Here is a 3,203-nt window from a genome sequence, read left to right as displayed (position 1 = left end):
CTTCAGAACTAACACAGTGGACGCGAGCAACTGAGGACAAGCCCTCGGCCTATTAGTACCGGTCAGCTCCACCCATTACTGGGCTTCCACATCCGGCCTATCAACCCAGTCGTCTACTGGGAGCCTTACCCTCTCAAGGAGGTGGGAATACTCATCTCGAAGCAGGCTTCCCGCTTAGATGCTTTCAGCGGTTATCCCTCCCGAACGTAGCCAACCAGCCATGCTCTTGGCAGAACAACTGGCACACCAGAGGTTCGTCCGTCCCGGTCCTCTCGTACTAGGGACAGCCCTTCTCAATATTCCTGCGCGCACAGAGGATAGGGACCGAACTGTCTCACGACGTTCTAAACCCAGCTCGCGTACCGCTTTAATGGGCGAACAGCCCAACCCTTGGGACCGACTCCAGCCCCAGGATGCGACGAGCCGACATCGAGGTGCCAAACCATCCCGTCGATATGGACTCTTGGGGAAGATCAGCCTGTTATCCCCGGGGTACCTTTTATCCGTTGAGCGACGGCGCTTCCACAAGCCACCGCCGGATCACTAGTCCCGACTTTCGTCCCTGCTCGACCCGTCGGTCTCACAGTCAAGCTCCCTTGTGCACTTACACTCAACACCTGATTGCCAACCAGGCTGAGGGAACCTTTGGGCGCCTCCGTTACCCTTTGGGAGGCAACCGCCCCAGTTAAACTACCCATCAGACACTGTCCCTGATCCGGATCACGGACCGAGGTTAGACATCCAGCACGACCAGAGTGGTATTTCAACGGCGACTCCACCCTAACTGGCGTTAGAGCTTCACAGTCTCCCACCTATCCTACACAAGCCGAACCGAACACCAATATCAAACTGTAGTAAAGGTCCCGGGGTCTTTCCGTCCTTCTGCGCGAAACGAGCATCTTTACTCGTAGTGCAATTTCACCGGGCCTATGGTTGAGACAGTCGAGAAGTCGTTACGCCATTCGTGCAGGTCGGAACTTACCCGACAAGGAATTTCGCTACCTTAGGATGGTTATAGTTACCACCGCCGTTTACTGGCGCTTAAGTTCTCAGCTTCGCAACCCCGAAAGGTCACTAACCGGTCCCCTTAACGTTCCAGCACCGGGCAGGCGTCAGTCCGTATACATCGCCTTACGGCTTCGCACGGACCTGTGTTTTTAGTAAACAGTCGCTTCTCGCTGGTCTCTGCGGCCACCCCCAGCTCCGAGTGCAAGACTCATCACCAGGCGTGGCCCCCCTTCTCCCGAAGTTACGGGGGCATTTTGCCGAGTTCCTTAACCATAGTTCACCCGAACGCCTCGGTATTCTCTACCTGACCACCTGAGTCGGTTTAGGGTACGGGCCGCCATGAAACTCGCTAGAGGCTTTTCTCGACAGCATAGGATCATCCACTTCACCACAATCGGCTCGGCATCAGGTCTCAGCCTTAACGTGTGACGGATTTGCCTACCACACGGCCTACACCCTTACCCCGGGACAACCACCGCCCGGGCTGGACTACCTTCCTGCGTCACCCCATCGCTTACCTACTACCACCTTGGGTCAGCGGCTCCACCACTCCCCTTCACCCGAAGGATCCAGGGCGGCTTCACGGCCTTAGCATTAATGGGCTCGATATTGGGCGTTTCAAAGCGGGTACCGGAATATCAACCGGTTGTCCATCGACTACGCCTGTCGGCCTCGCCTTAGGTCCCGACTTACCCTGGGCAGATCAGCTTGACCCAGGAACCCTTAGTCAATCGGCGCACACGTTTCTCACGTGTGTATCGCTACTCATGCCTGCATTCTCACTCGTGAACCGTCCACAACTCGCTTCCACGGCTGCTTCACCCGGCACACGACGCTCCCCTACCCATCACAGCGGGCGTTGGCCCTATTGCTGCAATGACACGACTTCGGCGGTACGCTTGAGCCCCGCTACATTGTCGGCGCGGAATCACTTGACCAGTGAGCTATTACGCACTCTTTCAAGGGTGGCTGCTTCTAAGCCAACCTCCTGGTTGTCTCTGCGACTCCACATCCTTTCCCACTTAGCGTACGCTTAGGGGCCTTAGTCGATGCTCTGGGCTGTTTCCCTCTCGACCATGGAGCTTATCCCCCACAGTCTCACTGCCGCGCTCTCACTTACCGGCATTCGGAGTTTGGCTAAGGTCAGTAACCCGGTAGGGCCCATCGCCTATCCAGTGCTCTACCTCCGGCAAGAAACACACGACGCTGCACCTAAATGCATTTCGGGGAGAACCAGCTATCACGGAGTTTGATTGGCCTTTCACCCCTAACCACAGGTCATCCCCCAGGTTTTCAACCCTGGTGGGTTCGGTCCTCCACGAAGTCTTACCTCCGCTTCAACCTGCCCATGGCTAGATCACTCCGCTTCGGGTCTTGAGCGTGCTACTAAAGCGCCCTATTCGGACTCGCTTTCGCTACGGCTTCCCCACACGGGTTAACCTCGCAACACACCGCAAACTCGCAGGCTCATTCTTCAAAAGGCACGCAGTCACGAGATACAGCAAGCTGCATCCGACGCTCCCACGGCTTGTAGGCACACGGTTTCAGGTACTATTTCACTCCGCTCCCGCGGTACTTTTCACCATTCCCTCACGGTACTATCCGCTATCGGTCACCAGGGAATATTTAGGCTTAGCGGGTGGTCCCGCCAGATTCACACGGGATTTCTCGGGCCCCGTGCTACTTGGGTGTCTCTCAAGCAAGCCGCTGATGTTTCGTCTACGGGGGTCTTACCCTCTACGCCGGACCTTTCGCATGTCCTTCGACTACACCAACGGTTTCTGACTCGCCTCACAGCCGGCAGACTGTGAAAGAGAGATCCCACAACCCCCACAACGCAACCCCTGCCGGGTATCACACGTTGCAGGTTTGGCCTCATCCGGTTTCGCTCGCCACTACTCCCGGAATCACGGTTGTTTTCTCTTCCTGAGGGTACTGAGATGTTTCACTTCCCCTCGTTCCCTCCACATGCCCTATGTGTTCAGGCATGGGTGACAGCCCATGACGACTGCCGGGTTTCCCCATTCGGAAACCCCCGGATCAAAGCCTGGTTGACGGCTCCCCGGGGACTATCGTGGCCTCCCACGTCCTTCATCGGTTCCTGGTGCCAAGGCATCCACCGTGCGCCCTTAAAAACTTGGCCACAGATGCTCGCGTCCACTGTGTAGTTCTCAAGCAACGACCAGCCACCCGTC

The 3,203-nt window shown here is 56.8% G+C and carries 1 rRNA gene; it reads right to left on the bottom strand.

Features of this window, described 5'->3' with window-relative positions:
- Nucleotides 1-32 precede the first annotated feature (32 nt).
- Nucleotides 33-3,151: ribosomal RNA gene (locus ACFWJO_RS37260) — 23S ribosomal RNA — on the bottom strand.
- Nucleotides 3,152-3,203 lie beyond the last annotated feature (52 nt).

It is taken from the genome of Streptomyces sp. NPDC127092, assembly GCF_042722475.1.
Taxonomy (GTDB): domain Bacteria; phylum Actinomycetota; class Actinomycetes; order Streptomycetales; family Streptomycetaceae; genus Streptomyces.
The sequence above is the reverse complement of the archived record's forward strand: the minus strand, read 5'-3'. Positions and strand labels throughout refer to the sequence as shown.